The organism is Ruegeria sp. AE3, assembly GCF_056542225.1.
This window is the reverse complement of the sequence record NZ_JBQFZL010000002.1, coordinates 317,807-342,984: the sequence shown is the minus strand read 5'-3', so window position 1 is coordinate 342,984 and position 25,178 is coordinate 317,807. Positions and strand designations below refer to the sequence as shown.

General features: G+C 58.2%; 23 protein-coding genes. 13 read left to right on the top strand and 10 right to left on the bottom strand.

What is annotated here, in order from left to right; genetic code table 11:
* The first annotated feature begins 33 nt into the window (after positions 1 to 33).
* Both ACR0NZ_RS08485 and ACR0NZ_RS08480 read left to right on the top strand, forming a co-directional pair.
* A complete protein-coding gene (locus tag ACR0NZ_RS08485) occupies positions 34 to 2,289 on the top strand; it encodes an NADP-dependent malic enzyme (RefSeq protein ID WP_480494020.1) in 2,256 nt (751 codons plus the stop codon).
* A gap of 3 nt (positions 2,290 to 2,292) precedes the next feature.
* Positions 2,293 to 3,165 carry a ribokinase gene (locus ACR0NZ_RS08480; protein ID WP_480518221.1) on the top strand — a complete coding sequence of 291 codons (873 nt, stop codon included), beginning with the start codon at positions 2,293 to 2,295 and terminating at the stop codon, positions 3,163 to 3,165.
* On the opposite strand, the gene msrA is transcribed toward ACR0NZ_RS08480, so the two are convergent.
* From msrA to ACR0NZ_RS08460, 4 genes are all read right to left on the bottom strand, one after another.
* Positions 3,162 to 3,833, bottom strand: a complete 672-nt coding sequence (gene msrA / locus ACR0NZ_RS08475; protein WP_480474382.1) for a peptide-methionine (S)-S-oxide reductase MsrA — start codon at positions 3,831 to 3,833, stop codon at positions 3,162 to 3,164. The genes ACR0NZ_RS08480 and msrA overlap by 4 nt on opposite strands.
* A 256-nt stretch (positions 3,834 to 4,089) precedes the next feature.
* Positions 4,090 to 4,371 carry an SCP2 sterol-binding domain-containing protein gene (locus ACR0NZ_RS08470; protein WP_267363740.1) on the bottom strand — a complete coding sequence of 94 codons (282 nt, stop codon included), beginning with the start codon at positions 4,369 to 4,371 and terminating at the stop codon, positions 4,090 to 4,092.
* A gap of 79 nt (positions 4,372 to 4,450) precedes the next feature.
* Entirely contained in the window at positions 4,451 to 4,855 is a 405-nt protein-coding gene (locus ACR0NZ_RS08465; RefSeq protein WP_480518265.1) for a DUF1810 domain-containing protein, read from the bottom strand.
* A gap of 32 nt (positions 4,856 to 4,887) precedes the next feature.
* Positions 4,888 to 6,114, bottom strand: a complete 1,227-nt coding sequence (locus ACR0NZ_RS08460; protein WP_480518219.1) for an argininosuccinate synthase — start codon at positions 6,112 to 6,114, stop codon at positions 4,888 to 4,890.
* 201 nt (positions 6,115 to 6,315) lie between these two features.
* On the opposite strand from ACR0NZ_RS08460, the gene ACR0NZ_RS08455 reads away from it, so the two are divergent.
* Together ACR0NZ_RS08455 and ilvA are read left to right on the top strand one after the other, a co-directional pair.
* On the top strand, positions 6,316 to 7,017 hold the full coding sequence (locus tag ACR0NZ_RS08455; RefSeq protein WP_480518217.1) for a hypothetical protein: 702 nt from the start codon (positions 6,316 to 6,318) through the stop codon (positions 7,015 to 7,017).
* Positions 7,018 to 7,075: 58 nt separating this feature from the next.
* On the top strand, positions 7,076 to 8,302 hold the full coding sequence (gene ilvA, locus ACR0NZ_RS08450) for a threonine ammonia-lyase IlvA (RefSeq protein WP_480518215.1): 1,227 nt from the start codon (positions 7,076 to 7,078) through the stop codon (positions 8,300 to 8,302).
* Here the strand turns inward: ilvA and ACR0NZ_RS08445 are convergent.
* On the bottom strand, positions 8,299 to 8,628 hold the full coding sequence (locus ACR0NZ_RS08445; protein ID WP_480518213.1) for an Hpt domain-containing protein: 330 nt from the start codon (positions 8,626 to 8,628) through the stop codon (positions 8,299 to 8,301). The genes ilvA and ACR0NZ_RS08445 overlap by 4 nt on opposite strands.
* Positions 8,629 to 8,790: 162 nt before the next feature.
* Between ACR0NZ_RS08445 and ACR0NZ_RS08440 the strand changes: the two genes are divergently transcribed.
* The gene (locus ACR0NZ_RS08440) at positions 8,791 to 10,065 is read left to right on the top strand and encodes a PP2C family protein-serine/threonine phosphatase (protein WP_480518211.1); all 1,275 of its coding nucleotides are present in this window, start codon (positions 8,791 to 8,793) and stop codon (positions 10,063 to 10,065) included.
* Here the strand turns inward: ACR0NZ_RS08440 and ACR0NZ_RS08435 are convergent.
* Positions 10,062 to 10,505 (bottom strand): NUDIX hydrolase, encoded by a 444-nt coding sequence (locus tag ACR0NZ_RS08435; protein ID WP_480518209.1) that lies wholly within the window; start codon positions 10,503 to 10,505, stop codon positions 10,062 to 10,064. The genes ACR0NZ_RS08440 and ACR0NZ_RS08435 overlap by 4 nt on opposite strands.
* Positions 10,506 to 10,581: 76 nt before the next feature.
* On the opposite strand from ACR0NZ_RS08435, the gene hslO reads away from it, so the two are divergent.
* The 8 genes from hslO to ACR0NZ_RS08395 all read left to right on the top strand — a co-directional run bounded on the left by hslO (position 10,582) and on the right by ACR0NZ_RS08395 (position 19,821).
* Positions 10,582 to 11,568, top strand: coding sequence for an Hsp33 family molecular chaperone HslO (hslO, locus tag ACR0NZ_RS08430; protein WP_480506871.1), 987 nt, complete (start codon positions 10,582 to 10,584; stop codon positions 11,566 to 11,568).
* Positions 11,561 to 12,157: a CoA pyrophosphatase gene (locus ACR0NZ_RS08425; RefSeq protein ID WP_480482502.1), complete on the top strand. Its 597-nt coding sequence runs from the start codon at positions 11,561 to 11,563 to the stop codon at positions 12,155 to 12,157. Before hslO ends, ACR0NZ_RS08425 begins: the two co-directional genes overlap by 8 nt.
* Positions 12,154 to 13,308, top strand: coding sequence for a CCA tRNA nucleotidyltransferase (locus ACR0NZ_RS08420; protein WP_480518207.1), 1,155 nt, complete (start codon positions 12,154 to 12,156; stop codon positions 13,306 to 13,308). Before ACR0NZ_RS08425 ends, ACR0NZ_RS08420 begins: the two co-directional genes overlap by 4 nt.
* A gap of 191 nt (positions 13,309 to 13,499) precedes the next feature.
* The gene (locus ACR0NZ_RS08415) at positions 13,500 to 15,338 is read left to right on the top strand and encodes an ABC transporter ATP-binding protein (RefSeq protein ID WP_480518205.1); all 1,839 of its coding nucleotides are present in this window, start codon (positions 13,500 to 13,502) and stop codon (positions 15,336 to 15,338) included.
* Positions 15,335 to 17,167 (top strand): ABC transporter ATP-binding protein, encoded by a 1,833-nt coding sequence (locus ACR0NZ_RS08410; protein ID WP_480518202.1) that lies wholly within the window; start codon positions 15,335 to 15,337, stop codon positions 17,165 to 17,167. The genes ACR0NZ_RS08415 and ACR0NZ_RS08410 overlap by 4 nt, the downstream gene beginning before the upstream one ends.
* Before the next feature lie 39 nt (positions 17,168 to 17,206).
* Positions 17,207 to 18,436 carry a class I SAM-dependent RNA methyltransferase gene (locus ACR0NZ_RS08405; RefSeq protein ID WP_480518200.1) on the top strand — a complete coding sequence of 410 codons (1,230 nt, stop codon included), beginning with the start codon at positions 17,207 to 17,209 and terminating at the stop codon, positions 18,434 to 18,436.
* Positions 18,437 to 18,457: 21 nt separating this feature from the next.
* Positions 18,458 to 19,243, top strand: a complete 786-nt coding sequence (locus ACR0NZ_RS08400; RefSeq protein ID WP_480474369.1) for an ion transporter — start codon at positions 18,458 to 18,460, stop codon at positions 19,241 to 19,243.
* A 59-nt stretch (positions 19,244 to 19,302) separates the two neighbouring features.
* A complete protein-coding gene (locus tag ACR0NZ_RS08395) occupies positions 19,303 to 19,821 on the top strand; it encodes a L,D-transpeptidase family protein (protein WP_480474368.1) in 519 nt (172 codons plus the stop codon).
* Here ACR0NZ_RS08395 and ACR0NZ_RS08390 read toward each other — a convergent pair.
* The 4 genes from ACR0NZ_RS08390 to ACR0NZ_RS08375 all read right to left on the bottom strand — a co-directional run bounded on the left by ACR0NZ_RS08390 (position 19,805) and on the right by ACR0NZ_RS08375 (position 25,175).
* Positions 19,805 to 21,256: a nodulation protein NodH gene (locus tag ACR0NZ_RS08390; RefSeq protein ID WP_480518198.1), complete on the bottom strand. Its 1,452-nt coding sequence runs from the start codon at positions 21,254 to 21,256 to the stop codon at positions 19,805 to 19,807. The two genes, ACR0NZ_RS08395 and ACR0NZ_RS08390, sit on opposite strands and share 17 nt — an antisense overlap.
* Before the next feature lie 6 nt (positions 21,257 to 21,262).
* Positions 21,263 to 22,963, bottom strand: coding sequence for a DUF5927 domain-containing protein (locus ACR0NZ_RS08385; RefSeq protein WP_480518196.1), 1,701 nt, complete (start codon positions 22,961 to 22,963; stop codon positions 21,263 to 21,265).
* Entirely contained in the window at positions 22,960 to 23,946 is a 987-nt protein-coding gene (locus ACR0NZ_RS08380; protein WP_480518263.1) for a glycosyltransferase family 2 protein, read from the bottom strand. Before ACR0NZ_RS08380 ends, ACR0NZ_RS08385 begins: the two co-directional genes overlap by 4 nt.
* Before the next feature lie 185 nt (positions 23,947 to 24,131).
* Positions 24,132 to 25,175, bottom strand: a complete 1,044-nt coding sequence (locus tag ACR0NZ_RS08375) for a glycosyltransferase family 2 protein (RefSeq protein WP_480518194.1) — start codon at positions 25,173 to 25,175, stop codon at positions 24,132 to 24,134.
* Between the last annotated feature and the right edge of the window lie 3 nt (positions 25,176 to 25,178).

The window sequence follows — 25,178 nt, the reverse complement described above, 5'->3', positions numbered from 1 at the left end:
GTCAGCCCTGAAGTCATGGAAACGACATTTAAGATGCCCAAAGCGAAGATCACCAAAGAAGAGGCATTGGCCTTTCACCTGGACCCCACCCCCGGCAAGTGGGAGGTGCAGGCCACCGTCCCCATGACAACGCAGCGAGATCTGTCGCTGGCCTACAGCCCGGGTGTGGCCGTTCCCTGCGAGGCTATCGCGGAAAACCCGGAAACGGCCTATGACTATACCAACAAGGGCAACCTGGTGGCCGTAATCTCGAACGGGACGGCGGTGTTGGGCCTTGGTAACCTCGGCGCGCTGGGCTCGAAACCGGTGATGGAAGGCAAATCGGTCCTGTTCAAACGGTTCGCCGACGTGAACTCGATCGATATCGAGCTGGACACCGAAGACCCGGACGAATTCTGCCGTGCAGTGCGTCTGATGGGGCCAACCTTTGGCGGCATCAATCTGGAAGACATCAAGGCGCCCGAGTGTTTCATCATCGAACAGCGACTGAAGGAAGAGATGGACATCCCCGTCTTTCACGATGACCAGCACGGCACGGCCGTGATCTGTGCGGCGGGCCTGCTGAACGCACTGCATATCTCGGGCAAGAAGATCGAGGACGTGAAAATCGTTCTGAATGGCGCAGGTGCCGCGGGGATTGCCTGTATCGAACTGCTCAAGGCAATGGGCGCGCGGCATGAAAACTGCATTGTCTGCGATACCAAGGGCGTGATCTATCAGGGCCGGACAGAGGGCATGAACCAGTGGAAATCGGCCCACGCGATCACAACCGACTTGCGCACATTGGAAGACGCGATGAAGGGGGCGGATGTGTTCCTGGGTGTTTCGGTGAAAGGCGCGGTCACGCAGGATATGGTTGCCAGCATGGCCGACAATCCTGTCATCTTTGCGATGGCCAACCCCGACCCCGAGATTACTCCGGAAGAAGCGCACGAGGTTCGCGTGGATGCGATCGTTGCCACCGGGCGCAGCGATTATCCAAACCAGGTGAATAACGTTCTGGGCTTCCCTTACCTGTTCCGAGGCGCGTTGGACATTCATGCCCGCGCCATCAATGATGAGATGAAGATCGCCTGCGCCCACGCACTTGCCAATCTGGCGCGCGAGGATGTGCCGGATGAGGTCGCCATGGCCTATGGCAAGTCGCTGACTTTTGGGCGGGACTATATCATCCCCACCCCGTTCGACCCGCGTTTGATCCATCGCATCCCGCCGGCTGTTGCCAGGGCAGGGATGGACACCGGTGCCGCGCGCCGTCCGATTATCGATATGGACGCGTATGAGCTGAGTCTGAAATCCCGGATGGACCCGACCGCCAGCATCCTGCGCGGTCTGAACGCCCGAGCGCGTCAGGCGCAAAGCCGCATGATTTTCGCCGAGGGCGACGATCCCCGGGTATTGCGCGCAGCGGTCATGTATCAGCGGTCAGGTTTCGGCAAGGCGCTTGTGGTGGGTCGGCCAGACGATGTTAAGGCCAAACTGGAAGCCACGGGCCTGGGCGACGCTGTACGCGAAATCGAGGTCGTGAATGCCGCCAATACCACGCACCTCGAAACCTATTCGAACTTCCTGTATCAGCGCTTGCAGCGTAAGGGCTTTGACCGCAAAGATATTCATCGTCTGGCCGCACGGGACCGGCATGTGTTTTCGTCGCTGATGCTGGCCCATGGGCATGGTGACGGTCTGGTCACCGGCGCAACCCGCAAGTCTGCGCATGTGCTCGACCGGATCAACCATGTGTTTGATGCCGATGCCGCCAATGGTGCCGCCGGTGTGACAGCTTTGCTGCATAAAGGCCGGATTGTCCTGATTGGCGACACACTGGTGCATGAATGGCCTGACGAAAACGATCTGGCGAATATTGCCGAACGTTCGGCCGCAGTTGCCCGGCATATGGGGTTGGAGCCCCGCGTGGCTTTTGTCAGCTTCTCAACTTTTGGCTATCCGGTGTCAGAACGTGCTGAAAAGATGCACCGGGCCCCGGCTGTGCTGGATCGGCGCGGCGTTGACTTTGAATACGAGGGTGAAATGACGGTGGACGTTGCCCTGAACGTCGAACAGCAAACGGCCTATCCGTTCTCGCGCCTGACCGGTCCGGCGAATATCCTGATCGTTCCGGCCCGGCATTCGGCATCAATCTCGACCAAGCTGATGCAGGAAATGGGTGGAGCCACCGTGATTGGCCCGATCCTGTCAGGCATCGACAAGCCGATCCAGATCTGCTCGACCGTCTCGACCGCGAACGATATTCTGAATATGGCCATTCTGGCCTCTTGCGACATCGGATAAATCATGACGATCTGGAATCTCGGCTCGATCAACGCGGATATGGTCTATGACCTGCCGCATCTGCCTGCGCCGGGGGAAACCCTGGCCGCCCGTAGGCTGGATCGGTTTCTGGGCGGCAAGGGGGCCAACATGTCGGTGGCCGCTGCGCGTGCGGGATCACGCGTCAGCCATATAGGTGCCGTGGGGCCCGATGGGCGCTGGGCCAAGGATCGACTAACAGAATATGGTGTGGATACACGCCATATCTCTGAGGTGGATGTTCCCACGGGCCACGCCATCATTGCGGTGGATGCCGAGGGGGAGAACCTGATTATCCTGTATCCCGGCGCCAATCACGCATTGGAACCCGCCCATCTGGGGCAGGCGCTGGCCTCGGCAAACACCGGTGATCTGCTGATCTTGCAGAATGAAACCAATGCCCAGGTCGAAGCGGCGCAGCTGGGGCGCAAGCTTGGCTTGACCGTCTGTTATGCCGCAGCCCCGTTTCAGGCACAGGCCGTTCAGGGCGTTCTGCCTTTTCTGGATTTTCTGATCCTGAATGAGGTGGAGGCCGAGCAGCTGCGTCAGGAAACCGGTCTGAGCATCGCCGATCTGCCTGTTCGGCATGTCATCGTTACCCTCGGCTCAAAAGGCGCGAGGTACTTGCAGCAGGGCAACGATCCGGTCGAGTTTCCCGCGCATAAGGTGCGGGCGGTGGATACCACAGGGGCAGGCGACACCTTCACCGGCTATGTGCTGGCAGGCATGGATCGCGGAATGCCAATGGAACAGGCCATATTGCAGGCAAACCGCGCCGCAGCTCTGATGGTCATGCGGCACGGAACGGCGGATGTCATTCCCGATCTGAAAGAAGTGCGTGACGCATCCTTTGACTAGGACCCTGCAAATGGCGCTTCCCCGCCCCAAAGCTGCTTGACGCGCGCGTCACGACCACAGGCTTTGCGATACGCTTTGTAGGCGTTGTGCTGACGCTTTGGTCCAAAGCGGGTAAGGACCAGTTTGTTGCCTTTGTAATAATTCTGATGATACGCCTCGGCGGGGTAAAAGGGTCCTGCGCTCAGAACCGGGGTGACAATGGTCTGCCCCAGCGCTTGCTGCGCGTCTGTTTTGGCTTGTTCCGCCAGCGCCTTTTCTCCTGTGTTAGAGACGAATATCGCAGTTCGATAGCTTTCGCCCCGGTCGCAGAACTGGCCACCGGCGTCTGTCGGGTCAACCGACCGGAAAAACATGCTCAGCAACGATGCGCGAGAAACCCGCGCCGGATCGAACGTGATCTGAACCGCCTCGTAATGGCCGGTCCCCCCTTTTGAAACCTGATCATATGTCGGGTCCGCAGATGTCCCGCCGGTGTACCCCGACACCGCATCGATAACGCCGGGCACGGATTCGAAATCGGATTCCACGCACCAGAAACACCCTCCGGCCACCGTCAGCGTTTCGGTTCCTGCAGCCGGGGCAGGCAGCGCGCGCAACAGGGCAGCCAATGCAATCAGTGTAAACAGAAGGGCTGGTCTGACGGTTTCGAAATAAGCAGTCCGCATCATGTCAGGTCTCCTTTTAAGATGAGATTGACGCGGGTTCGACCGCCTTGCAATTGCCTGTCATGCAATGTCACGCGCTGGTGAGACGAGTTTATCGTCTGCGATCACCTGTATACGGCTCATTTGATGGGTGGGCGAAACCTCCGCTCATTTGCAACAGATCATGCGCGACAGGTATCCCGATGCGGAACTGCGATACACCGCGGGTGGAACCGCCAGTCTGGCTGGACTCGGACCAAAGGCCAGCTTTGCGGCAAATTCAGCCCAGCAGTTGCCCCAGCTTCATCGCAACACCCATATTGCCCGAGATCTTGAGCTTGCCCAAAGCAACGCCGGTCATGGGGTTCAGCTTTCCGGTCAGCAGCTTGGTCAGGTTTTCCTGCGAGATGCGGATTGTGCAATCCGTGTCCCGGTCCTGCGTCGATGCCTGATTGTCCGCCAGAACAATCACACCGTCCGCGCCGCAATCGAATTTGAGCGAACCGTCAAAGCTTTTGCCGTTCAGCCCTTTTTGAATTCCATCGGCGATGTCCTGAAGCATTCGGGATCCTTTCACGGTTTCCGAATGCGTAATGCGTCAGGTGCCGAACAGGCAAGGCTGACCCAACTGGAACTTCTGATCACGATGCGCCGAGGATCTGAACCGTCCGGTCACAAGGCTTACCGCCATAGAAGGCGTCCAGAACAGCACGAAACTCGGGCGGAGCATCTGCCACAGACGAAAACAATGTCATCGAAGATCGCAGCTTTTTCGCGTCAATCCCGCCCAGAATGTCGCTGGCATCGCGTCCTGCGTGCAGCAACATCAGCGAGGCCGCCTGCCTAAGCCGGTCGCGCAGTTCCGGGTGGTTCAGATAGCGTGTCGCCTCGTCCAGATCTTCAATGCCGTAGAGCTGTGCCATATGGGATTGGCCTAGCTCGGCCAGTTGCGGAAACACGAACCACATCCAGTGGCTGGTTTTCTGCCCCTGTTCAAGTTCGCGCAGGACATCGGCCCAAACCGTGTCCTGCGCCTCGATGAACATGTCGAGTTCGTCGTCGCTATCGTCTTCGTCGATCACTTGGACAGGCGCTTGTTGCGCGCAGCCAGCAGTTTCAGACGCAGCGCATTCAGTTGGATAAAGCCTGCCGCATCTTTCTGATCGTACGCACCTGCATCCTCTTCGAAGGTCACATGCGCCTCAGAGTACAGCGAATGATCCGACCAGCGACCCACGGTCGAGGCCAGACCTTTGTACAGCTTCACGCGAACGGTGCCGGTGACATGCTCTTGCGACCTGTCGATGGCGGCTTGCAGCATCTCGCGCTCGGGGCTGTACCAGAAACCGTTATAGATGAGTTCCGCATATTGCGGCATCAGCTGGTCTTTCAGATGCATCGCGCCACGGTCCATGGTGATGGATTCAATGCCACGGTGCGCTTCCAGCAGGATGGTGCCGCCGGGTGTCTCGTAGATACCGCGCGACTTCATGCCTACAAAACGGCCTTCGACCAGGTCCAGACGGCCAATACCGTGCTTGCCGCCGTATTCGTTCAGCTTGGTCAGGATCGTAGCCGGGCTCATCGCCTCACCGTTGATGCTGACCGCGTCGCCTTTTTCAAAGCCGATCTCGATGAACTCAGGCTCGTTCGGGGCGTCCTCGGGGTGGACGGTGCGCTGATAGACATAGTCGGGCGCCATATCGGCAGGGTCTTCCAGAACCTTGCCCTCGGATGAGGTATGCAGCAGGTTCGCATCGACCGAGAACGGCGCCTCACCACGCTTGTCCTTGGCAATCGGAATCTGGTTCTGCTCGGCAAACTCCAGCAGCTTGGTACGGCTGGTCAGATCCCATTCACGCCAGGGGGCGATCACCTTGATATCGGGGTTCAGCGCATATGCTGCCAGTTCGAACCGGACCTGGTCATTGCCTTTGCCGGTTGCACCATGGGCGACGGCATCAGCACCGGTTTCGTCAGCGATCTCAATCAGGCGTTTCGAGATCAGCGGCCGCGCGATCGAGGTGCCCAGCAGGTACAGACCTTCATATTGCGCATTGGCACGGAACATCGGGAAGACGAAATCGCGGACGAATTCCTCGCGGATATCCTCGATATAGATGTTCTCGGGCTTGATCCCCAGCAGTTCGGCCTTTTGGCGCGCGGGCTCCAGCTCCTCGCCCTGACCCAGATCGGCAGTGAAGGTCACGACCTCACAGCCATACTCGGTCTGCAGCCATTTCAGAATGATCGAGGTATCAAGGCCACCGGAATAGGCCAGAACAACTTTCTTGGGCGCGGACATCTGACTTCCCTTTATGCGTAGAACGATTGGCCCCTAGCGGGTTTTGGACGCGGGGGCAAGTTGTGAGGATTGACGCAGTACCTGAAATGGGGTGAAACGGGTGCAGAGAATAACAAGCATTGGTTGAAGGGGCGGTTTAAAATGTTGGGATGGCAGATTTTCTTGCATTCTGTGCGGATGGTATTTGGAAACATCAAGCAGGTGCTACAGATAACGGTTGGCCCTGCTCTAATTGCGACAATCATCATCGTGGGCGTGTTTTTGGCGCTTGGTATTCCGCTTGAGGCGCTTGAAGACAACACAGGCGCGTTGCCGCCAGGTGCAACCGCAGGTTCAGCCTTTGTCTTTGTGGTCGTTTTACTGGCGGTAATGTCCGTTACCATGTTCTGGATCGCAGTGTCATGGCACCGCTTCATCCTGATGGAAGAATATCCCACGGGAATACTCCCGACATTCCGCTTCGACAGGATTCTGGCCTATTTCGGTCGCTTTCTGATGTTGGGAATTTTGATGGCCATTGCATTCCTTCCGGTGGGCTTTGTTATGTCAGCACTGAGTGGCGGCTCAATCGGATTCGCGCTTGTCGCTGTTTATGCCATCTTTCTGGTTGTCTGCTTTTATCGCCTTTCTATCGTCTTGCCAGCGGCAGCTATCGGGCACCCGGCGACTCTGGCAGATGTATGGAACAGCACTCAGGGTGCATCGGGGGCTATTATTGTTCTTTTGATCGTGAATTTTCTGTTCCAATTTCTGGTTCAGCTAATATTCACCGGGTTGGCGTTTATTCCTCTGTTAGGCATCTTACTGACATTGTTTTTTGGAATGCTGATCCTGCCGTTGATCAACGTCAGCATCCTGACAACCATGTATGGCGTCTTTATTGAAAAACGCCAACTCTCCTGACCCGCGTACACATATGTATTCCTTGCCCTTATCGCGCTGATGGGGCAGGGAATGCCGCATGACTGACTTCATGACTCGCGCCCGCGCCGCCGAAAAGGCGATGCGCTCTGTCTTCCCGGCAACGCCGTTGCAGCGCAATGCCCACCTGTCCGACCGTTACGGGGCGGATATCTGGCTCAAGCGCGAAGACCTGAGCCCGGTGCGCTCCTACAAGATCCGCGGTGCGTTCAACGCAATGCGCAAGCAGCAGGGGCAGGACCTGTTCGTCTGTGCCAGCGCGGGCAATCACGCGCAGGGCGTGGCCTTCATGTGCAGGCATCTGGGCGTCCGGGGCGTGATCTTCATGCCGGTCACGACGCCTCAGCAGAAGATCCAGAAAACCCGCATTTTTGGCGGGGATAACGTCGAGATTCATCTGATCGGTGACTATTTCGATGACACGCTCGCTGCCGCTCAGGCGTGGTGCGTACAGCAGGGCGGGTATTTCCTGTCGCCTTTTGACGATGCCGATGTGATCGAAGGACAGGCGTCGCTGGCGGTTGAAATCGAAAGGCAGATGGGCGGTGCGCCCGATCACGTTGTGCTTCCCGTGGGCGGAGGCGGCATGTCTGCCGGTGTGGCTACATGGTTCGGGGATCGCACCCATTGCCTGTTCGTCGAACCGGCCGGAGGGGCCTGTCTGCGCGCAGCCCTGGCGGCGGGGCATCCTGTTTCGCTGGATCGAGTGGATACCTTTGTCGATGGCGCGGCGGTCGGGCGGATCGGTGAAAAGCCGTTCGAGTTGTTGAAATCACGTCACCTGTCGGATGTTCTGGTCCTGTCCGAGGATCGTATCTGCACCACCATGATCGAGATGCTGAATGTCGAAGGCATCGTGCTGGAACCTGCGGGGGCGCTGGCGATCGAGGCAGTAGGCGATATCCAAAGCTTTGTGCGCGGAAAGACCGTAGTCTGCCTGACATCCGGCGGCAATTTCGATTTCGAACGCTTGCCCGAGGTCAAGGAACGCGCACAGCGGTATTCCGGTGTGAAAAAGTACTTCATCTTGCGCCTGCCGCAGCGACCCGGTGCCCTGAAGGAGTTCCTGAATATTCTCGGCCCCGAGGATGATATCGCGCGGTTTGAATACATGAAGAAATCGGCGCGCAATTTCGGTTCGGTTCTGATCGGGATCGAAACCCGCAAGCCCGAAAACTTCATGCGCCTGTTTGCCCATCTGGACGATGCCGGGTTCACCTATACCGACATCACCGAGGACGAGACGCTGGCACAGTTCGTGATCTAGTTCAGGTTCTTGTTCAGCTCGGCTTCAAACACGGTTTTTGAGCTGTCGAAAGCGGCCAAAAGCGCCGGCAGATCAACCTCGGCCCCTTTCCCTGCCGCCGCCTGCCGTTCCCCATCCTGGCAGAGTTTCGAGAATTGATCGAACCCCAGGCTCAACGCGCTGCCTTTCAGGAAATGCAGGTTCTGTTCCAGCTCGGCCCGGTTGGTATCGCGGCGCAGGCGGGTGATCACGTCCTGCACCTCTTCCAGAAATATCTCCACCACCTCATCGAATTCCTCGGGGCCGACTTCATCCCGCAACTGCCTGACTCTGGCCCAGTGGATCATCCTATACACCAGCTAATGAATGGTCATGGTTCTGAATAGACGCGTCCGGTAAAAAGCAGGTTAACGGGGCCACGCTTCGGCAATCGTCACTCTTCACCGGATGTTAAATCAGTCGGCGATAGGTTCGCCATAAGTGACGAAACTCATCAGAGCAGAGGGTAAATGGTGCCGGGGGCGAGTCTTGAGGAAACCAGAACTGATCTGGATTTCGGCGCGATCCGCACGGTGCTGGTGGTGGATGACAGCCGCCTGCAACGGCGCATTCTGGTGGCCTCGCTCAGGAAATGGGGGTTCGAGGTGATCGAGGCCGATACAGGCCATGCCGCTTTGGCGCTTTGTGTCGATAATCCGCCCGATCTTGTGCTGAGCGACTGGGTCATGCCGGGGATGAGCGGCCTTGAATTCTGCTGTGCCTTTCGGGCCTTGGAAACGGATCAATACAGCTATTTCATCCTTCTGACATCCAAAAGCGAAAAGCAGGAAGTCGCGCGCGGTCTGGATGCCGGGGCCGACGATTTTCTGATCAAGCCGCTTGAGGCGGACGAACTGCGCGCCCGGATTTCAGCTGGTGCGCGCATTCTGGACATGCAGCGCGAGCTCTCCCAGAAAAACCGCCTGATTGAATCCGCGCTCAAGGAACTCAGGCTTGCGCATGACGCGATCGACAAGGACCTGATGCAGGCGCGGAAAATTCAGGAATCGCTGGTTCCCGAACTGACCCGGACATTCGGCAAATCGCGGGTCAGTTTGTTGCTGAAACCTTGTGGTCATATCGGCGGTGATCTGGTGGGGATGTTCTCGCCCGGGGTGAACCGGCTTGGGTTCTACAGCATCGACGTATCCGGGCATGGTATCACCTCGGCCATGATGACGGCGCGATTGGGGGGGTATCTGTCCAGCAAACATTTTGACCAGAACGTCGCGATGGAGCGGAGGTTCGACAAGTTTTACGCACTTCTACCACCGAAACATGTGGCTGAAACGCTCAATTCCCGGCTGATGGCCGATGAAGGTATCGAAGAGTATTTTACGATGATCTACGCCATCGTCGACCTGCGCAACGGGCATCTGAAGATGGTGCAAGCCGGGCATCCGCATCCCCTGCTGCTGCGGCAGGGTGGTCGCGCCGAGTTTCTTGGTGACGGAGGCTTGCCCATAGGATTGATCGAAGATGCGCGCTTTCAACAAATCGAAACGCAGATGCAGCCCGGCGACAAGCTGCTGTTGTACTCGGACGGGTTTACAGAATGCCAACTGGCTGGTGGAGGTTTGTTGGACGAAGACGGTTTGCGTCAGATGGCCCAACAGAGCATCTCGGAAAGGGGCGGGTCAGAGTTTCTGGACGACTTGTTCTGGCGTTTGACGCAAGTGATGTCACCGAAAGACGGTATCGGAGACGACGTCTCGGCCGTCTTCTTTGAATATAACGGACCTTAAAGCGAGCCGAGGTGTATTTCGGCAAAATGCCGGTCACCGTCATTTCCCAGTAAACCGACGGCGTCGGCGGTTTCCATCCACAACGCTTCGTGAAACGCCTCGGTCGGCGGGCCTATGCGGCGTACGGGGTGGGCGCGATAGATCAGGCAGACCTTCTCGGCCCACAGGTCGTATTCCGGCATATAAGTGAAGCGTCGAAAGGCGCCAATCCGTCGAGGTGCAGCAATAAGCCACCCGGTTTCTTCAAAGACTTCACGATGCAGGGCGGTAACAGGTGATTCGCCCGGATCAATACCACCGCCGGGCAATTGCAGGTCGGGTCCGGGTTCTGTCTGGCAGGTCAGCAAAAGGTGACTTCTGCGGGGCAAAAGTGCGTAAACACCGACCCGTCGCGTGTATTTCCGCCCCGGCTCTGGGGTTTCACCGAACCGCCTGATCATGTATGGCCCCTTAAAACCTAATCTGTTCGACCTATATGGTGCCGGTATGCCAACCTGTGGCGCGTAAGGAAACCCCATGTCTCTTGGAACGAAAATCGCGTGGGACGATACCGTCCTGCCCTTTCAACTCGATGTATCGGATATGCGTGGCCGTGTGGCTCGTCTGGATGGTGTGCTGGATGGCATCCTGAAGCAGCATGACTACCCCGAACAGGTCGAGGCGCTGGTGGCCGAGATGGCCCTGCTGACCGCATTGATCGGGCAGACGGTTGCGCTGCGCTGGAAGCTGTCGTTGCAGGTGCAGTCCAAGGGGCCGGTGCGCATGATTGCGACCGACTATTACGCACCCAAGACCGAAGGCCACCCTGCGCAGATCCGGGCCTATGCCAGCTTTGACCGTGAACGTCTAACCAATTCAGCACCCTTCGACCAAGTGGGCGAGGGGTACTTTGCCATCATGATAGATCAGGGCAAAGGCACGCAGCCCTATCAGGGCATCACTCCGCTGACCGGGGCCTCTCTCAGCGCCTGCGCCGAGGCCTATTTTGCGCAGTCCGAACAGCTGCCAACCCGGTTCTCGCTGAGCTTTGGCAAATCGACCGAGCCCGGCGTGAATGAACACTGGCGTGCCGGTGGTATCATGTTGCAGCATATGCCCAAAGCCTCGCCATTCGCCGCCTCGGGGGAAGGCAATGGCGAGATTCTGACCGCCAGCGATCTGGTCGACGGCGAAGAGGGCGAAAACTGGGGCCGGGTCAATATCCTGCTGGACACAGTCGAGGATCTTGAGTTGATCGGTCCTTCAATTGCGCCGACTGAATTGTTGGTCCGGCTATTCCACGAAGAACAGCCACGGGTCTATGATGCGCAGTCCGTGCAGTTTGGCTGCACCTGCTCCGAAGACCGGGTACGGCAGAGCCTGTCGATCTATTCGGCAAAGGACCTCGAAAAGATGACGACGCCCGAAGGTCAGGTCACTGCCGATTGCCAGTTCTGCGGCGCACATTACGTGCTTGATCCGTCAACGGTTGGCTTTGAAGCCGAAGACCGCAAGGGTGCTTGACCCGATTGAACAGATCCGGACGGCACTGCGCCGTCCCGGTCACGGGTCAAGCGACTTTGACCTGAACCCGGACACTGTCCTGCCGCCCGGGCGCCGCCTGCGCCCGGCGGGGGTTCTGGTTGCAATCTCGCTTGCAGATGACACCCCTCGGGTGATTCTGACGAAACGGTCCTCGGCCCTCAAACACCATCCGGGTCAGATCGCGTTCCCCGGCGGCAAACAGGATGAAGGGGATGCAGATGTCACGGCTACGGCCCTGCGCGAAGCACAGGAAGAGATTGGTCTTCCCGCGGATCTTCCAGAAATTCTGGGTTACCTGCCGACGCATGAAACAGTCACCTCTTTCACGGTTACACCCGTGGTGGCCGTTCTTCGAAAGGGATTCCAACCTGTTCCGGAACCCGGCGAAGTCGACGAAGTCTTTTCGACCCCCCTTGCGCATCTCTTGAATCCCAAGAACTATCTGGTTGAATCGCGCCGCTGGCGTGGCCAGAAACGCAGATATTACACAGTTCCGTACGGCCCTTATTACATATGGGGCGCGACGGCCCGCATATTGCGCGGGCTTGCTGCACGGGTGAATGAATGATGCAGATTGAAGAACTTTGGGTCAGCGAACCGGCGACCCAAAAGGTATGCGCCGCCCTGACCTCATCCGGGGCGCAAGCGCTTTTTGTGGGCGGGTGCGTGCGCAATGCGCTGCTGGGCGCGCCGGTTTCGGATATCGACATTGCCACTGACGCCCGGCCTGAACAGGTTGTCGAGATGGCGCAGGCTGCGGGCCTCAAGGCCATCCCCACCGGTATCGACCATGGCACGATTACAGTGGTCAGTGCCGGTATCCCGCACGAGATCACCACTTTCCGGCGTGACGTCGAAACTGATGGCCGCCGCGCCGTCATCGCCTTTTCCGATCACGTCGAAGAAGATGCCGCGCGGCGCGACTTTACCATGAATGCGCTTTATGCACTGCCAGATGGCACCGTGTTAGACCCGCTTGGCGGGCTTCCCGACCTTCAGGCCCGGCGCGTGCGGTTCATCGGCGAGGCTCAAGATCGCATTCGCGAAGACTATCTGCGGTCACTGCGCTATTTCCGGTTTCACGCCTGGTATGGTGACCCGGATGCCGGTTTCGACCCGGACGCGCTGGCTGCCATTGGTGCCAATCTTGATGGGCTGACCTCGTTGTCGCGGGAACGCGTCGGGGCCGAGCTGCTGAAACTGCTGGGCGCGCCTGATCCGGCCCCGGCCATTGCGACGATGCGCAGCACCGGCGTATTGGCGCAATTGCTGCCGGGCGCGGATGACCGGTCGCTGGCACCGCTGGTCGCTTTGGAAAATGCGGCAGGTGCCGAGCCGAACCCCCTGCGTCGTCTGGCGGCTATCGCGACGCCCGATGATGCCGCAACCCTGCGCCTGAGCCGTTCGCAACTGCAACGCCTGACCGGAATGCGGACCGAAGCGCAGTCAACCACCAGCGTGGCTGAACTGGGCTATCGGTATGGTGACGAAGGCGGTTTGAACAAAACCCTTTTGCGGTGCGCCTTCTTTGAACAACCCTGGTCCGAAAACTTCAGACAGGACCTGCACGCAGGTGCAGCCGCGCGTTTCCCGATACAGGCCAGGGACCTGATCCCCGGGTTCACCGGCCCGGCGCTGGGCCAGAAACTGGCTGAGCTTGAAAGCCTCTGGATCGCGTCGGGTTTTGAGCTGTCACGCGAAGACTTGCTTGCAAGCTGATGTTTAGTCTCAAAAGGGGATGACAACTTTTGCCCATTGTGGTTAGGTGCGCCCGTCATATGGATGGAGGAATGCGAATGTATTACGGGATCTGGTTCGGCTAAAGCCGGGACACTTGCCCCGTAAAGGGTGGTGTTCAGGCGCCATCTGTCTTCGCATGTCTTTTTCTCTGCTCAATCGGAGCACACTCCATGTTTCGCTATTTCGAAAACCTTGTTGACCCTTTTGTCGCCTATCATGAGGCTGACACGCCGCCGACCCGGCTGTGGCCGTTCCTGCTGGGCTATTCGCGCCCGTTCTATCGGGTGTTTGTCTGGGCTGCGCTGATTTCCATTATCGTCGCCGGTGTCGAGATCGGGTTGATCTATTATATGGGTCGTGTCGTCGACCTGTTGGGCGGTACCCCAACCGAGGTTTGGCAGAACCACGGGACCGAGCTGTTGTTGATCGCGGCCTTTGTCCTGTTTCTGCGCCCTTTGTTGCATCTTGTCGATGTACTGATCCTGAACAACACGATCCTGCCGAACTTTGGCACTCTGATCCGATGGCGCGCCCATAAACACGTTCTGCGTCAGTCGGTTGGCTGGTTCGAAAACGATTTTGCAGGGCGGATTGCCAACCGGATCATGCAGACACCGCCCGCAGCGGGTGAGGTGATCTTTCAGGTCTTTGACGCGATTTCCTTTTCACTAGCCTACCTGGTCGGTGCGGCGATCCTGCTTTATGTAGCGGATGCGCGCCTGTTGATCCCGCTGCTGATCTGGTTTGTGTTCTACGCGATGCTGGTGCGCTGGACGGTTCACCGTGTCGGGCCGGCCTCCAAGGCGGCCTCCGATGCGCGGTCAACTGTTACCGGCCGCGTCGTGGACAGCTATACCAACATTCATTCCGTCAAGATGTTCGCCCATGGCACGCAAGAGCTGGACTATGCTCGCGAAGCGATCGAGGAAACCCGCCGGACATTCCAGATCGAGATGCGGATTTTCACCATCATGGATGCGGTTCTGGTCACCCTGAACGGGGTGCTGATCGTGGGTGTCGTGGGCTGGGCAATTGCCTTGTGGATGCAGGGTTCCGCTTCGGTCGGCGTCGTCGCGGCAGCAACCGCACTGACCCTGCGCCTGAACGCCATGACCGGATGGATCATGTGGGCGCTGACCAGCTTCTTCCGCCAGCTTGGTATCGTGGCCGAGGGGATGGAGACCATTGCCCAACCCATCGATCTGCTTGACGTGCGCGACGCCAACCCCCTGCGGTTGACCAGGGGTGAGATCCAGATCCGCAATCTCTCGCACCATTACGGGCGCGAGGCCGGTGGGCTTGACCACATCAACCTGACCATTCAGCCCGGCGAAAAGATCGGCCTCATTGGGCGGTCGGGTGCCGGGAAATCGACTCTGGTAAAGCTGCTTTTGCGGTTTTATGACGTCGAACGCGGTGCCATTCTGATTGATGATCAGAACATAGCGGATGTCACACAGGACAGTCTGCGCAGCCATATCGGCATGGTCCAGCAAGATAGTGCGTTGCTGCATCGCTCTGTGCGTGACAACATCCTTTACGGTCGTCCGGACGCGACCGAGGCGCAGATGATTGCCGCAGCCAAACAGGCCGAAGCGCACGCGTTCGTCCTTGACCTGCAAGACCCGCAGGGGCGCACCGGGTATGATGCGCATGTGGGTGAGCGGGGCGTAAAGCTGTCCGGTGGTCAGAGGCAGCGGGTAACGCTGGCCCGGGTGATCCTGAAGGACGCGCCAATACTTTTGCTGGACGAGGCGACATCGGCGCTGGATTCCGAGGTCGAAGCATCAATTCAGGAAACCCTCTACGGAATGATGCAGGGCAAGACCGTGATTGCCATCGCCCACCGTCTCAGCACCATTGCGCAGATGGATCGCATTCTGGTGATGGACGGGGGCCGCATCGTCGAAGAGGGCGCGCATTCTGATCTATTGGCGCAGGGTGGCCTTTACGCGCAGTTCTGGGCGCGGCAATCTGGCGGCTTCATGAACCCGGAGGCCGCTGAATGAAGATTGCCGATCTCATCTATCCGTTCAGGACCACAGAAACGCCCCCGCCGCAGACATTGGGGGCGTTCATTCGCTGGAGCCTTTCGGGCGCGTGGCCCATGCTGTTTGTCGCCGCGTTCTTTTCGGCCCTGGCTGGCGCGATGGAGGCTGGAACAGCGTGGATTCTGGGGCGTGTGATCGATGTGGCAACATCCAGCGGGCCCGAGCATTTCATGACCGCCGGGAATATGTGGATGATCTTTGGGGCGGTGGTGTTCTTCATGCTGCTGCGCCCGATCCTGTTTGGGCTGTCTTCGATTTCGAACAACTATATCGTGATGCCCAACATCACGCCTTTGGTGCTGGCCAAGCTGAACCGCTGGACGCTGGGCCAGTCTGTCACCTATTTCGACGATGATTTCGCCGGGCGCATTGCCCAGAAACAGATGCAGACGTCGAACGCCATGGCCTCGGTCGTGTCCGAAACGATCAGTGCGATTGTGTTTGCGTTGGCGTCGCTAGCGGGCTCTTTGCTTTTGTTAGGGTCTATTCATCCTTTGGTGATGCTGCCCTTTGCAGCCTGGCTGGTGGTCTATTTCCTTCTGGTGCGCTGGTACCTGCCGCGTATTCGCATACGCTCGGCTGCACGTGCAGGGGCGCGGGCGATGGTTTCGGGGCAGGTGGTCGACACGATCACCAACATCAAAACCGTCAAGCTTTTTGCGCACTCGGATTTCGAAGATCAGGCCGCGCGGCACTCGATGGTCGAGCTGCGGAAAAAATCACTGGCGTTCGGCAAGCTGTCGGCCAGTTTCCGGTTCGTCCTGATGGCGCTTGCCGGCATTCTGCCTGTTCTCCTGCTGGGGGCGACGCTGTGGTTATGGCAGTTCGGAATGGCAACCGCCGGTGACATCGTTGCCGCTGGCGCGGTGTCGGTTCGGATTTCGCAGATGACCGGATGGGTCAGCTTCACGTTGATGGGCCTCTATGCCAATGTGGGTGAGATCGAAAACGGGATGAAGACGCTGGCCAGACGGGACAGGGTCGAGGATGCGCGCAGCGCGAAAGATCTTGATGTAACCGAAGGATCCATCTCGTTCGAAGATGTCAGTTTTGCTTACGGCCGGGACGTCGGCGGTGTTACGGACCTGACGCTCACCGTGCAACCGGGCGAAAAGCTGGGAATTGTCGGTGCCTCAGGGGCGGGCAAATCAACACTCGTTTCGCTTCTTCTTCGGCTCTATGACAGGGAAAACGGCGCTATTTGCATCGATGGGCAGGACGTGTCGCAAGTCACGCAGGACAGTTTGCGCCGCCAGATCGGCATGGTCACGCAGGAAACGGCGATGTTCAACAGGTCCGCCCGCGAAAACATCCTCTATGGCCGCCCGGACGCGTCCGAGGCCGAGTTGATCAAGGCCGCAATCAAGGCCGAAGCGCATGACTTCATCCTGAGCCTCAAGGACGCCCAGGGCCGTACCGGCTATGACGCTCATCTGGGCGAGAGAGGTGTAAAGCTCAGCGGTGGTCAAAGGCAACGGATCGCCCTTGCACGCGCTATTCTTAAGGACGCACCCATTCTGGTTCTGGACGAGGCAACCTCAGCCCTTGATTCCGAGGTCGAGGCGTCGATTCAATCGGCGCTTCACCGGGTGATGCAGGGCAAAACCGTTCTGGCCATCGCCCACAGATTGTCAACGCTCAGCGAGATGGACCGGATCATCGTTCTGGATCAGGGGCAAATCGTGGAAACCGGAACCCACGAAGACCTTTTGGATCAGGGCGGGCTTTACGCCCGGTTCTGGCATCGGCAATCTGGTGGCTTCATTCAGGCAGAAGCTGCCGAATAAGGGTTTTGTTGCACCCAAAGCCCGGATATCAGGCCCCTCATGACGCAGAAATACACAATCACCCGGCTTGGCCATCAGGGCGACGGCATCGCTGATGGGCCCGTTTATGCCCCGCGCACCCTTCCGGGTGAGGTTGTCAGCGGCACCCTTGTTGATCAGGTGCTGACCGATATCCGCGTCGAGGTGCCGTCTGATGACCGGGTAAAGGCCCCGTGTCGCCATTACAAAGCCTGCGGTGGCTGTCAGTTGCAACACGCCTCTGATGCGTTTGTCGCCGACTGGAAGCTGAGCATTGTCCGCAACGCCCTGTCCGCGCAGGGGGTTGAGGCGCCGATGCGTCCGATACACACATCTCCCGAACACTCACGCCGACGCGCCACGATTGCCGTCAGGCGGACCAAGAAAGGCACATTGGCCGGGTTCCATGGACGTGCATCGGATACGATCACCGAAATCCCGGACTGCCGTTTGCTTGACCCGGCCCTGATCGCCGCAATTTCCGTGGCCGAGGCGCTGGCGGTTCTGGGCGGCAGCCGCAAGGGCGTCTTGGCCGTCACGCTCACCCTGTCCGAAGGCGGGCTGGATGTGGCCGTCAAGGGCGGCAAGCCCTTGGATGGGCCGCTGGAGCTGGCACTGGCGCAAGAAACCGAAAAACACGGTCTGGCGCGGCTCAGCTGGGATGGTGAAGTGATCGCCATGCGCCACGCTCCGGTTCAGCGCTTTGGGGCCGCCGTCGTCACGCCGCCGCCCGGTGCCTTCCTTCAGGCGACCAAAGACGGAGAACAGGCTCTATTACAGGCCGTTTCCGAGGCGGCGCAGGGTGCGAAACGAATTGTTGACCTGTTTGCGGGCAGCGGCACATTCTCATTGCCGCTGGCGGAAAAAGCCGAGGTTCACGCGGTAGAAGGTGCGGCAGACATGGTGCAGGCACTGGATCAGGGCTGGCGCAGGGCGCAAAGTCTGAAACGCGTGACGACCGAGGCCCGCGACCTGTTCCGTCGTCCGTTGATGCCGGATGAACTGAAATCGTTTGACGCAATCGTACTGGACCCGCCCCGCGCCGGTGCCGAGGCGCAGGTGGCCGAGCTGGCACAGGCCAGACGCCCGGTGATTGCCTATGTCTCGTGCAACCCCGTCACCTTCGCGCGCGATGCAAAAATATTGGTTAACGCTGGCTATACCCTTGAATGGGTGCAGGTCGTTGACCAGTTTCGATGGTCGTCACATACGGAACTTGCTGCGCGGTTTACCCTGAACGCCGCATCTTGATCAGACAGGAGAAAGCGACCCATGGGTTTCAGACAGCGTCTGCTGAACATCATCGAAGCGCCTGCATTCGGGCAATTCATAACGGCTGTCATCATCTTTAACGCAGTGCTTTTAGGGATGGAGACGTCGCCGACCCTGATGGAAGCCGCCGGGCCGCTGATCGTGATGCTGGACAAGCTGTGCCTTGCGATCTTTGTGGCGGAAATTACCATGAAACTGATCGCGACCGGGCGCAGGTTTTTCACAAACGGCTGGAACAATTTCGATTTCCTGATCGTCGGCATTGCGCTTGTTCCCAGCGCCGGAGGCCTGTCCGTTTTGCGAGCCCTGCGAATCCTGCGGGTATTGCGCGTGATTTCCGTTGCGCCAAGACTGCGCCGGGTGGTTGAAGGGTTCATCTCGGCCCTGCCGGGAATGGCCAGTGTGTTCCTGCTGATGGCAATTCTGTTCTATATCGGTGCCGTGATCTCGACCAAGCTGTTCTCGGCAACCTTCCCGGATTGGTTCGGCGATCTTGGCCGGTCAGCCTATACACTGTTTCAGATCATGACGCTGGAAAGCTGGTCGATGGGGATCGTCCGCCCAGTGATGGAGGTTTATCCCTATGCCTGGCTGTTCTTCGTCCCCTTCATCATGGTCACCACCTTTGCGGTGGTGAACCTATTGGTGGGTCTGATCGTAAATTCCATGCAGGACGCGCACCATGCAGAGGATGAGGTCAAAACTGATGCGTATCGTGATGAGGTTCTGGAACGCTTGGAGAGCATCGAGCGGCATCTGACCGAAAACTTGAACATCAAAAAGTGATTTCAGTTTTCGCGTTTTTTGGCATAATAAGCCCCAAAAAACAAAGCAGGCAGTGAAACATGGATCGTCGAGCATTCGGATTGGGGGCGATGGCAACGCTGGGCCTTTCGGCTTGTGCATCAGCCCGACCAAATTTTCTGACTTATGATGGGCCCGAGGTCACCTCGCTGGTGGTCAACAAGGGCGCGCGCAAACTTTATTTGTTGCACCACGAAAAAGTCCTCAAGGAATATGATGTGGATCTGGGATTTGCGCCGCAGGGCACAAAAACCAAACGCGGAGACGGCCGCACGCCCGAAGGAAGTTACCTGATCGATCGGCACAACCCCAACAGCCGGTATCACCTGTCTATCGGGATTTCGTATCCCAACTCTCAGGACATCGCCAAGGCCAAGGCTGAGGGAGTTGATCCGGGTGGGGACATCTTCATTCACGGGCAGCCAAATCTGCGATCCGAGTTCAAACGCGCCAAGAAAACTCCGGATTGGACCGCGGGATGCATCGCGGTCAAGAATGACGAGATCGAAGAAATCTATGCGATGGTCAACCGAGGGACGCTGATCACTCTGCGCCCTTAGGGGGCACAGGCGCCCACGCTGCAATCCCGAATGTTTCATAGTCGTGCTGGTAGACCTCGGATGCCAGCGCTTCAAGCTGTTCGTCATAGATCTGATCCAGCGTATACGGAACATCTTGCGCGCACGGGCCCGGAACCGGCGGATTGGGGTGGCCTGTTGAGCGGGCCAGATCCGGCAGAGCCGTGATCAGCTCCTCTTCCCGCAGAATCACGTCGGGCATCAGAAAGCTGGCAATGCCATCCAGCGTGCGGGACTGGCTGCACCACGTCCCGTCAACGCGGATCGGCGTCTGACCGTTGAGGTTCATGCGCAGGAATCCGAGGAACGCCAGAAATGCATTCCGATGCTGTTCGACCGAGTAATTGTTGTCGCGCACCTGCCCTGGGATCGGCAGGTCAAGGCGGTTGCGCAGATAATTGCGGACCATCTTGTAACTGCCCGGCCCGGTATCCAGAATGTACTGGCAGAACGCCGAATGCGCCCGTGCCAGCGGGTGGCGCAACACGGTGAACTTCCGGTGTCCGGGGTGGTCTTGCATCCAAGCGCGGATTTCCTTGCGGTTCCGGTTTGTGACCAGATCGTCAGTAGAACAGCCATCCAGCTCGGCCATCCATTGAACAATAATAGGCTCTATTCCGCCGCGAATGGGCAAATACATCAATGCTGATCTGGCTGCGGCGACGTATTGCGGCACCGCCGCGCCCCGGTTTGGTTCGAAACGGGCGGGCTGGTGCAATCCGAACCTGTCCAGCTTGGACAGGGCGTCTTGCATCTCATCGGGGTTGGTGACTTTCGATACGGCAGGAGCCGGGTTTTGCGGTTTCAGAGTATCGTCAAGTTTGCTCAGCCGCGCCTCAACCCCCAGCCATGCGGCCAGACCGTTCAGAACGTCCAACTCGGCCAGGTCGTCATAGGTAATGAAAAAGGCAGTCTGACCGGTCTTCTGTAAATGCCGCCGCAACATGTGCTGGTGGCTGTGGACCTGATCCAGATACTCAGAAAACTCGGCCCCGTCGAACGCAACCTGTGCATCGACGCGGCGCTTCACGTTCTTCAGCAGCCATTGCTGCGTGGCGCGCGCGATCTTCAGGGACAGAAAACTGTCCAGCGGATTGCGCGTGAGAATGATCTTGGCGCAGCGCGGATCGTTCAGCACTGGTTTCAGAATGCGTGGATCGTGGTCTTGGAAATACCGAAAACCGTTCAAGTCGCCCGGTGCCGAACGGATTGCCTTCAACAGCCGCATCGGATCTGCATCGCGGTCTTCCAGCGACAGACCCAGAAGGGTATCGGATTTCAGGTTGCCGGCAAAATGCGGGTTGAAGGCTTCGCCATGGCAGGAAACCCCGTCCAGCGCGTTCAGATCGGCCTCAAGCAGGTTCGACCCTGTGCGCATGGCAGCCAGAACAACGAAGTAGTCAAAATTGGCCGGCATGGAGGTTTACTGCACCAGATAGGGTTTGCGAAAGGGTTTCGTCTGACGGCCGAACACATCGTCCGAAGGAAAATCGCCCATCAGGTAAGGGTGCATTCCCTGATTCTTGAGGTTTTGCAGGAACTTCCCAAAGCCGGACAGATCGACCATGGTGGGCACTTCTGTCAGGTGGCTGGCCTGATGCGCGCCAATTTCGTCCAGGATTGTCTGCAAGGGCTCCATAGGTGCTTCAATGAAATCGGCCAGAGACCAGCTGCGCATCCGCGCTTTGGTCCAGACCGAGGTCAGTACCTCAAGCTGTTTGGTTTCGATCTGTTGCAGACGCGCGGCCTCGCACCGGATATCCGAAAAATTCAGGTTCGACCGGAATAGCGGAATCGCCCAGGCCCCGGTGATGACCGAGATTTGCGCATTCTTGTCCCGCGCCAGAAACCAATTGATGTCCTGCGTGTCGCGGGGGCTGAACTGGAAACACTGGCGTTCGCCACGTGTGTTCCAGATCAGATTCGACAGAAAGGCCGTCGGATTGTAATCGCGCAGCAAAGCACAATCGCTAAGCGCACCGTTTGTGATGGTTTCACCCTTTGCAAATTCCGCACGCTCGGGTCCAAACAGATGCCCGTGCACGCGTGTGCCAGTGGCCGCGGCCAGCCAATCTTCGAAATCTTCAAACAGTTCGGAAAAGCCCTGAAATACGGAATAGGGTGACGAGGTAAGGCCGTTTTCACTGCCGTGCCGGGGAAACCGGCTTTGCATGTAAAGCCCGTCACGCCCCCTTGTCCGCCGCTCGACCGCCTTGGAAAACACGCGGTCTATCTTGCCGGGATTGGGTTCTGCCGGCTTCATCGCACTGGCCTGATCGGTCAGAAACGCCTGATACAGCCGTTCCGCACGGGGCCAGATCTTGCGGGCAACAAAACAGTCTGATCGCCGCAGCAATTGCAGATGATCGTCGTAGAAAATGTGCGGGCGGCCCTGATAGTCAAACTTGGACAGGGTCAGGGATCGGCTCTCGATATGTGTGGAATACAGCCGCGCCAATGTCTGGAAATAGCTTTCATCCGGAATCCACACATGGCGGAAGTAGCTGTCATATTGTTTGCGCTTGGGGTCCTGCAGAATGGCAGACAGTGTTTGACGGGTCAGGCACCACCACTGGCTGCCCATATGCGGGACCAGACCGTCGGGGATTTTTCTGCGAAACCCGACCGCGCGCTGAAGCTTTACATATGCGTCGAACAATCCGCGCTGTTTTCGCCAGGAAAACGGGAACCGTAGCGTAAACCTCTCATGATCCAACCCGCCGATTGTCCAGCTGACATCAGACGTTGTCGCGCTTTCGATGAAGTCGACACGAGGCCGGTCGGCCAGGTAATCGATCAGCTCCTGAACCGGGCGCAGCGGCAGGCAGGCCCCCGACGACAGGAATATGTGGCGCGTTTCCGGAAATTGCTCCAGCATCAGTTCGGACGCGCTTTGTGAGGCAGCAACGATGCCCCACCCGCCCCAGTCGCATTGATGCCGGTCAGAAAATGCGATCCGGGGGTTGTCGGAACAGGACGCGACGCATCGCGCAAATTCTTCACCGGGCACCTTGCGATCCACATGGATCACAACCGGGCATCCGGCAGCGGTCCAATGGCGCGCGACCTGTTCGGCCCGGTCCAGCGAGGTATGAACCAGCATGACGATGCCCAGACCGCTCATGCCCAGTTTCCTTTTGACATCAGGCCCAGAATCTCAAGCTGCCGCCAGTTGATATAGGCCTCAGACCATTCGCACCAGAATACGGGCTTGTCTTCAAGCTGTGCGGCATAGGCCTTGTATTCGCCCGAACCGCTATAGTGCTGGCTGCGCTGCAATTCTTCGCATGCCTTGTCGCCAAGGGTGTCGATCAGCTTGGCATGAAGCAACGAACCGCTGGCCTTTTCCCCACCCCATTCGTCGTAAACCTGATTCAGCCCGCGCGGCAAAAGCGAGTGGGTCGAGCTGACATAGACATACCGCCGATCCCATTTGACCAGCGGGATCTTGTTCAGTGCCGGGGCTTTGGATGGCTTGTCGCGAAAGAACACCCGCGCCCGCGCGCCCCCCTGAATCCACAGGTTCTTGTAATCGGGGTTCTTGGTGATCGTGTAATTCCCCGGATCGAACCACCGTGCGATTTCAAAGGGATCCTGCCCCTCGCGATAGGTTTCGGCATCGACAGGCCCTTCGGGATACATGTCGATCAGCATGGTGCCAAAGCTGCGCACGGCGCTTCCGTCCAGCCAGTCTGTCAAGGCGCGGATCGGGCGGGTGTCGCAGAAGGGGTAGATAAAAAACTCATCCGGGTCGACGCTCAGAACCCAATGTCCATGCGCGTATTTGCGCAATAGGTAATTCGACCAGTCAAGACCATAGCTTGCACGTTTGTAGCTGCTTGTTGTCCGCCAGACCGATACATCGGCCTGCTCTTTCAGGAATTCGAAACTGCCGTCATCGCTGTCATTGTCGATGAACAGAAAATGGTCGATGCCCAGTTTGCGGTAATATTCCAGAAAGTAGGGCAGGCGAATTTTCTCGTTTCGCACAACGCTCATCAACAGGATATCGTCACGGCGGATGGCAGACGTGTTGGTGCTGGCGGGCTTAAGTTCGCGCCGACGTCTGAGGCAGCGCAGAATACGGCGCTTGCGCCGCAATCTCATCTTGTATGAATCAAACAGGCTCACGCGACTGCCCAACCTTTATTATGACGCGAGCTTTCCCCGAACCTGCCGTGACCGCTGGTGCGACAGGACATTGTGGGTTTATGCCACTTCTACCTCTTCTGAGGCAACTTTTTTAAACCCCGGAAATGGTAAAGGTGCCGTTGATCCCCCTCGATTTGTTTTCAACGCCAGCCGCCGTCGCGCATCAGCCCCATTTCCAGCAACTGCGACCAGCCGGTATAGCGCACCGATTGCGGGGTCCACATGTCTGGTTGATTGAGTATCTGATCGTAATACGCGCCGAACTGGTTCGGGTCATGAAAATGCTGGCGGCGCAGCATTTCAGTTTTGGATTTTTCAATAATGTCCGGTAGAAATTTCGTGTGCAGCAGCACGCCGGACGGGGTGTCGCCGCCCGGCCCGTCATACTCTGCGTTCAGACGACGGGGCAGGGCGGAATGGCACGAGTTTACATAGGCATAGCGCCGCGACCAGCGCACGAGCGGGATCTTGTTCAGCGTCGGGGATCGCTGCTGTATCTGGGCAAAAAACACCCGCTCGCGTGCGCCGCCCTGAACCCACAGGTTTCCCATCGGGCTTTGCCGCTGCGCACGATACGGGCCTGCGTCAAACCAGTTCAGCACCTTGATCGGGTCCGTTTCCGGGTCATAGGTTTGGTCGCCCAACGGCCCCTTTGGATACAGATCCAGCATCAAAGCGCCAAACCCGGCCCGCCCCTGCCGGTCCAGCCATTCCGTGAGCTCTTGCAGAGATTGGCGGTCTTGCCGGGCATAAACCAGCAGCTCATCCGCGTCGACCATCAGGCACCAGTGGCCATGGCCATATCGCATCTGTAGCCAGCTCAGCCAGTCCAGCCCAAAGCGTGATCCGCGATAGCTGGACCGGGTCTGCCAAAGGGAAACATCCGGTTGCCCTTGCAGGTATTCAGCCGAGCCGTCATCGCTGCCGTTGTCGACGATCAGAAAATGGTTCACACCCAGCTGGCGATAGTGACGGAAGAACCAGGGCAGGCGGGTGATTTCACTCCGCAAGGTGGTAAAGGCCAGAATGTCGTTGCCCCGTATCCTGCTTGTCTGATCTTTCAGGCAGGTCAGTTGATGTCGGCTGCGCATCGAGCGCCAAAGAAGGCGTCGCCGTTTCCAGCGCAACCGGTATTCCTGTCGCCAACCGATATCAGGAAGTGTCTGAACCGTATTGGACGTCACCGG

What these genes read in the sequence shown, in the direction of transcription:
- ACR0NZ_RS08445 (WP_480518213.1), bottom strand. Translation starts at nt 8,628, where the DNA reads ATGATCCACTGGGCCAGAGTCAGGCAGTTGCGGGATGAAGTCGGCCCC.
- ACR0NZ_RS08470 (WP_267363740.1), bottom strand. Translation starts at nt 4,371, where the DNA reads ATGCTTCAGGACATCGCCGATGGAATTCAAAAAGGGCTGAACGGCAAA.
- ACR0NZ_RS08440 (WP_480518211.1), top strand. Translation starts at nt 8,791, where the DNA reads ATGGTGCCGGGGGCGAGTCTTGAGGAAACCAGAACTGATCTGGATTTC.
- hslO (WP_480506871.1), top strand. Translation starts at nt 10,582, where the DNA reads ATGTCTCTTGGAACGAAAATCGCGTGGGACGATACCGTCCTGCCCTTT.
- msrA (WP_480474382.1), bottom strand. Translation starts at nt 3,833, where the DNA reads ATGATGCGGACTGCTTATTTCGAAACCGTCAGACCAGCCCTTCTGTTT.
- ACR0NZ_RS08460 (WP_480518219.1), bottom strand. Translation starts at nt 6,114, where the DNA reads ATGTCCGCGCCCAAGAAAGTTGTTCTGGCCTATTCCGGTGGCCTTGAT.
- ACR0NZ_RS08400 (WP_480474369.1), top strand. Translation starts at nt 18,458, where the DNA reads ATGGGTTTCAGACAGCGTCTGCTGAACATCATCGAAGCGCCTGCATTC.
- ilvA (WP_480518215.1), top strand. Translation starts at nt 7,076, where the DNA reads ATGACTGACTTCATGACTCGCGCCCGCGCCGCCGAAAAGGCGATGCGC.
- ACR0NZ_RS08420 (WP_480518207.1), top strand. Translation starts at nt 12,154, where the DNA reads ATGATGCAGATTGAAGAACTTTGGGTCAGCGAACCGGCGACCCAAAAG.
- ACR0NZ_RS08395 (WP_480474368.1), top strand. Translation starts at nt 19,303, where the DNA reads ATGGATCGTCGAGCATTCGGATTGGGGGCGATGGCAACGCTGGGCCTT.
- ACR0NZ_RS08480 (WP_480518221.1), top strand. Translation starts at nt 2,293, where the DNA reads ATGACGATCTGGAATCTCGGCTCGATCAACGCGGATATGGTCTATGAC.
- ACR0NZ_RS08435 (WP_480518209.1), bottom strand. Translation starts at nt 10,505, where the DNA reads ATGATCAGGCGGTTCGGTGAAACCCCAGAGCCGGGGCGGAAATACACG.
- ACR0NZ_RS08390 (WP_480518198.1), bottom strand. Translation starts at nt 21,256, where the DNA reads ATGCCGGCCAATTTTGACTACTTCGTTGTTCTGGCTGCCATGCGCACA.
- ACR0NZ_RS08410 (WP_480518202.1), top strand. Translation starts at nt 15,335, where the DNA reads ATGAAGATTGCCGATCTCATCTATCCGTTCAGGACCACAGAAACGCCC.
- ACR0NZ_RS08385 (WP_480518196.1), bottom strand. Translation starts at nt 22,963, where the DNA reads ATGAGCGGTCTGGGCATCGTCATGCTGGTTCATACCTCGCTGGACCGG.
- ACR0NZ_RS08485 (WP_480494020.1), top strand. Translation starts at nt 34, where the DNA reads ATGCCCAAAGCGAAGATCACCAAAGAAGAGGCATTGGCCTTTCACCTG.
- ACR0NZ_RS08415 (WP_480518205.1), top strand. Translation starts at nt 13,500, where the DNA reads ATGTTTCGCTATTTCGAAAACCTTGTTGACCCTTTTGTCGCCTATCAT.
- ACR0NZ_RS08405 (WP_480518200.1), top strand. Translation starts at nt 17,207, where the DNA reads ATGACGCAGAAATACACAATCACCCGGCTTGGCCATCAGGGCGACGGC.
- ACR0NZ_RS08380 (WP_480518263.1), bottom strand. Translation starts at nt 23,946, where the DNA reads ATGAGATTGCGGCGCAAGCGCCGTATTCTGCGCTGCCTCAGACGTCGG.
- ACR0NZ_RS08465 (WP_480518265.1), bottom strand. Translation starts at nt 4,855, where the DNA reads ATGTTCATCGAGGCGCAGGACACGGTTTGGGCCGATGTCCTGCGCGAA.